Consider the following 4,514-nt stretch of genomic DNA (forward strand, 5'->3'; position numbering starts at 1 on the left):
GCACGAAGCCAAGGTCGTACAGGTGGCCGGAGTTGCGGATCTCGTAGATCTGCACCCGCTCGGTGAACAGGCTCACGATGAACGTCACGCAGACGATCAGGCCATGCCACAACCCGGCCCAGAACCCCGCGTCGCCCGTCGTGAACCGGTCCGAGCCGGGCGCGCACCCCGTCGCGACCAGCGCGACGACCGCGAGCGCCCCGCAGACCAGGACACGCCTGCGCTGCAACATCTCACCCTCCTCGACGCGGTCTCGGTCTCGCTCCCGCTCCCGCGTCACGCCTCACACGAAGAGCCTCCGCTACCGCCAGAACACCCACAGGAACGCGTAGGCCATCGCCACGCCCGCCAGGGTGAACGGCAGCCCCAGTCTCGCGAACTCGCCGAAGGACACGTGGTATCCCTCGCGCTTCGCGATGCCGCACGCCACGATGTTCGCGGACGCTCCCACGGGCGTGATATTCCCGCCGACGCTCGCCCCGATGACCATGCCGAACGCGAGGAGCTCCGGCGAGACCGCGAGCCGCTGCGCGAGCTCCCAGCACACGGGTAGCATGGCCGCCACGAACGGCACGTTGTCGATGACCGCCGAGCCGGCCACGGAACCCCAGACGAGCACCGAGTACACCGGGAACGCGCCACGCCCGCAGCAGGCCAGAGCGTCCGCGAACCGCTCCACGAGGCCGCACGAGACGAGGCTCCCCACGAGGACGAAGATGCCCACGATGAAGAACCCCGTGCCCCAGTCGAGCTCCCACGCCTGGCGGAGGAAGCGCCTCGGCCCGTGTGCGCTGATCCACCACGCCGCGGCGACGGCCCCAACGACGACGGGGATGACTCCCGTGGCCGACTTCCACTCAGGCAGGAGCACCGACGACGCGGCGAGCCCGGCGACCAGCGCCGCGAGCAGAACGAGCGGCACCGCGCTTTCCAGCCGATGCCCCCGCGAGGCCGGCCACGCCCCCCGGCTCTTCCGGAACGCGTGCCACAGCACGAGCGTCGCCGCGACGGCGCCGAGCTGGACGGCGAAGAACATACCGGGCCGTCCGCGGTGCCAGAAGAACTGGAGGAAGTCGAGGTCGAGGGAGCCGGCCAGCAGCATGCTCGGCGGGTCGCCGATGAGCGTCGCGGCGCCCTGGAGATTGCTCGAGATCGCGATGCCGATGAGGATGGGCACAGGCGACGTCCCCAGACGCTTCGCCGCCGCGAGCGCGATGGGCGCGAGGATGAGAACGACCGCGACGTTCTCGATGACGGTGGAGATGATACCCGACACGAGACACAGGAGCACGATGACGCGCCGCGCGGAGGCGCCTTCTCGGATGAGCCTCTCTGCCACGACGCCGGGCGCGCCGGAGATCACGAGCGTCTCGGTGAGAAGGAGCATCCCGAAGTAGAGAAGCACGACGTTCCAGTTGATGGCCGCGAGGGCGCCCCCAATCGGCAGAAGCCCCGGCCACAGGAGAAGCACGGCGCACGCCGCCGCGACGATCGGGAGCTTCCAGCGGTAGCGCAGCACGAGGCCGACGTAGGTCGCCACGAAGACCGTGAGCGTGATGGACTGCGCCGTCGTGAGCATCGCGCCTCTGTCCGCCGCGTCCGGCGGCCCCGTCGTGTCGAGGCCGCCGCGCTGTCTAGTTCGACATCTCGCGCTGGAGGGCGGCCGCCGCGGCGGCGGCGCGGTCGTGGGCCGCCTGCCGCTCCCGCACCGCGCGGGCCAGCTCGCCGGCGATCCCGGCGTGCTTCGCCGCGGTGATCGCGCTTTCGGCCATGGGGAAGAGCGCCTGCTCCTCCTTCGCCATGTGGCGGCGAAGCAGAGTGACGCACTCCCGCGCGGCCGCCTCCACGCGCGCGGCCGCCGCACGATCCCCCCGGTCGAGCGCCTCGGCCGCGTCGCGCATCACCCGCATGTGCGCGCGGACCTTCTCGTGCTCCGCCAGGATCACGGCCAGCGGCCCGGTCATCATCGGAAACCCGTGTCCCATCATCGCGGGAAGGAGGACCCCTTCCTCCTTCCTGTGGTGGCAACCGTCCGCGAACGCGCGCAGGAACTCGGCGGCGTCGAGGAAGAAGCCCGTCCGCACGGAGACCCCGCGACCGAGCTTCTCCACGGCCTCCTCGAGCGCCGCCAGGGCGCTCTCGATCACCCGATGCTCCCCGACCAGGATCGCCGTGAGGCTCATCGTCCCCGCCCCCCGCGTCCGCGCCTCGCGCCGCGCCGCGTCTCGATCGTCGAGAGCCATCGCCCGCCGCCGCCCGCCGCCTGCCGCGACGCAAGCCAGCCGCGAAGCGGCGCGGGCTCCAGACCGAACCGCGAGAGCTCGCGAGGGCGAAGCCACAGGAACTCGAGACCCTGCTCGCGGGACTCGGGCGGGTCGTCAACGCCCGCGATCCGCGCGGCGAAGAGATGGTTCACCTCCTGGTGTCGTCCGCGTCCGTCCGTCCACGCGTGCTCGACGGCGCCGAGGTAGCGCCCCACACGGGCTTCGGCTCCCAGCTCCTCGCGGAGCTCGCGCGCGAGGCACGCGCGCATCCCCTCGCCCGGCTCCACGTGGCCGCCCGGGAGGTACGCGTAGTCCGCCCCCGCGGCGCGCGCCACGAGGAAGCGTCCGCGCCGCGCGATCACGGCCCGCGCGAGCACCTCGATCTCCCGCCTCACGACCTGAGCCTCCGCTCGATCTCCTCGAAGTCCACCGCGTCCATGGCCTCGACCAGCCACCGGTCCGCGGCGCGCGCCTTCCGACGAAGGTCCGCGAGGTCCCGGACGAACGCGAGGCCCTCGTAGCGTTTCACCGCCGCCTTCGGCAGCTCACGGTGGACATAGCGCACGCCGAACCCGTACCGCTGCGGCCGGTATCGCATGCTGAGCACCTCGAGGAGCGCGTCGAGAACGACGCGCTGGTAGTTGAAGAGCGCCTCGACGGAGTTCCCGCGCTCAAGCTCCTTGTCCACGAAGCAGCCGAAGATCTCTCGCCTCGCCCTGAGCCTTGCGAGCCTGGCCCGCATCGCTCTTACGTGGGCGCGCCGGTCCCAGCGCGGCGGGCGCGGCGGACGCCCGCGCGTCACGAGGAACACGGGGTCGCCGTGGGCCGCGGGGTTGAGGAACTTGTCCTCCGCCGAGTGCCGGAACACGCCGAGGTCCAGGAGCGCGAACGGACTTGCCCCCTTGATGCGGTAGAAGCGCTGCGCGTAGGCGTGCTCGGGCGGGAACAGCATCGGGAAGGCGGTCTCGATCCCCGAGAGCCTTCTCAGCGCCCGCTCCACCGCCGCGAAGACGCGCTCGGCCGTCCCGTCGTCCGCGTCCACGCAGACGTCGACGTCGGACCACTCATCCACGGCGCCGTGGCTCGCCGCCCCCGCCTCCCAGACCGCGTGCACGCAGTCGAGGGGCGCCAGCGCGCGCGCCACGGACTCGACGATCGCCTCGCGCGAAACGGCCTTGCGCTTCATGAGCGCGCTCTCCCCCCGGCCGCGCCCCCGTCACTCCCCGGGCGCGGTTCCCATCATCGCGAAGGCGACACCCGACGGGTCCTCGAAGGGCCGGACGCTCAGACACCGCCGACGCCGAGCCACGTGCGCGCGATCCCGAGGTCGCCGAAGACCACGACGCTGTACGGCGAGTGCAGGCTCGCAAGGCGCTCGTACAGCTTCGCGAGGTCCCACGCCGCGCTGTCGCTGTACGACACGACGATCGCGCAGTGATGGCACACGCGCTCCTTCTTGGACTGCTTCCTGCGCTCGAACACCCGCTCCACCGCCCCAGGTGTCACGCGCGCGAACGCTCCCCTGTGCACATCGAGAAGCTCATTGCACGGCGCCCTCACGCGGGCGTCGGCGGAGTGCCGCTCCTCGTAGTCGACGAATTCGTCGTCGGTCACCTCACCGCTCGCGATCGCGTGGATGAAGTGCCCGCCCTCGCTCACGCTGTATTCGATCGGCATGGCTCCGCCCCTCACGCGCCGGCGGCCGCCGGCGCCCGTCACTTCCTCCGACGCGCCTCGAGCGCCTCCCGGGCCTGAGGAGCATGGGCGAGCATGCCCTCGAGCGTCTCGCACGCGTAGTCGGCGCACTCGGCGCAGGTCGCAACGCCGCGCCCCGTGGCGCACTTCCTGATCTCGCACATGTGCTCGCAGTAGCCGAGCTTCACGCCCTCGGACGTGCACCCGGTGCAGTTGATGTCCGTCGCCGTGAGCGGCGCGTCGAACATCTTCGACCACTTCTCGGCCGTCGCGGCGCGCAGCGCGTCATCGTTCTTCGCCGTCGCGACGTACGCGTCGCACTTCTCGCAGTCCAGCCCGCAGAACGCCGTCATCCCGAGACCTCCTCTCGTCGCACGCCCACGAACACATCACACGAGCCCGGCTCGATCTGTGAGTGGTGAAACGGTACGGCGCACGCGCGGAAGCCGGCATCCTCCAGCCAGGCGAGCCACTCCCCGTGGCGGAAGAGGCCGCACACGTGCCGGTCGAGCACGCAGACGGGCTCCGCGCCGGCCTCGCGGAGCACGTAGGCCA

At 71.4% G+C, this 4,514-nt stretch carries 8 protein-coding genes; all 8 read right to left on the bottom strand.

Translation table 11 applies throughout. The features are described from left to right. Nucleotides 1-232 (bottom strand): hypothetical protein (locus FJY74_09340; GenBank protein ID MBM3308515.1); only part of this gene is annotated, 232 nt, incomplete at its 3' end. A 69-nt stretch (nucleotides 233-301) separates the two neighbouring features. Continuing rightward, the gene (locus FJY74_09345) at nucleotides 302-1,579 is read right to left on the bottom strand and encodes an arsenic transporter (GenBank protein ID MBM3308516.1); all 1,278 of its coding nucleotides are present in this window, start codon (nucleotides 1,577-1,579) and stop codon (nucleotides 302-304) included. A gap of 55 nt (nucleotides 1,580-1,634) precedes the next feature. Beyond that, a complete protein-coding gene (locus FJY74_09350; GenBank protein ID MBM3308517.1) occupies nucleotides 1,635-2,183 on the bottom strand; it encodes a hemerythrin domain-containing protein in 549 nt (182 codons plus the stop codon). Continuing rightward, nucleotides 2,180-2,659 carry an NUDIX domain-containing protein gene (locus FJY74_09355; protein MBM3308518.1) on the bottom strand — a complete coding sequence of 160 codons (480 nt, stop codon included), beginning with the start codon at nucleotides 2,657-2,659 and terminating at the stop codon, nucleotides 2,180-2,182. Before FJY74_09355 ends, FJY74_09350 begins: the two co-directional genes overlap by 4 nt. Then, nucleotides 2,656-3,450 (bottom strand): hypothetical protein, encoded by a 795-nt coding sequence (locus FJY74_09360; GenBank protein ID MBM3308519.1) that lies wholly within the window; start codon nucleotides 3,448-3,450, stop codon nucleotides 2,656-2,658. Before FJY74_09360 ends, FJY74_09355 begins: the two co-directional genes overlap by 4 nt. A gap of 98 nt (nucleotides 3,451-3,548) precedes the next feature. Beyond that, complete coding sequence (locus FJY74_09365) at nucleotides 3,549-3,941, bottom strand: hypothetical protein (protein ID MBM3308520.1); 393 nt, start codon at nucleotides 3,939-3,941, stop codon at nucleotides 3,549-3,551. Nucleotides 3,942-3,979: 38 nt separating this feature from the next. Beyond that, the gene (locus tag FJY74_09370; protein MBM3308521.1) at nucleotides 3,980-4,312 is read right to left on the bottom strand and encodes a DUF3795 domain-containing protein; all 333 of its coding nucleotides are present in this window, start codon (nucleotides 4,310-4,312) and stop codon (nucleotides 3,980-3,982) included. Then, nucleotides 4,309-4,514 (bottom strand): class I SAM-dependent methyltransferase (locus tag FJY74_09375; protein ID MBM3308522.1); only part of this gene is annotated, 206 nt, incomplete at its 5' end. The genes FJY74_09370 and FJY74_09375, both read right to left, overlap by 4 nt.

It is taken from the genome of Candidatus Effluviviaceae Genus I sp., assembly GCA_016867725.1.
GTDB lineage: Bacteria > Joyebacterota > Joyebacteria > Joyebacterales > Joyebacteraceae > VGIX01.

Excerpts from the sequence above, each read along its gene's own strand:
- FJY74_09345 (MBM3308516.1), bottom strand. The coding sequence starts at position 1,579 with ATGCTCACGACGGCGCAGTCCATCACGCTCACGGTCTTCGTGGCGACC.
- FJY74_09350 (MBM3308517.1), bottom strand. The coding sequence starts at position 2,183 with ATGAGCCTCACGGCGATCCTGGTCGGGGAGCATCGGGTGATCGAGAGC.
- FJY74_09360 (MBM3308519.1), bottom strand. The coding sequence starts at position 3,450 with ATGAAGCGCAAGGCCGTTTCGCGCGAGGCGATCGTCGAGTCCGTGGCG.
- FJY74_09365 (MBM3308520.1), bottom strand. The coding sequence starts at position 3,941 with ATGCCGATCGAATACAGCGTGAGCGAGGGCGGGCACTTCATCCACGCG.
- FJY74_09370 (MBM3308521.1), bottom strand. The coding sequence starts at position 4,312 with ATGACGGCGTTCTGCGGGCTGGACTGCGAGAAGTGCGACGCGTACGTC.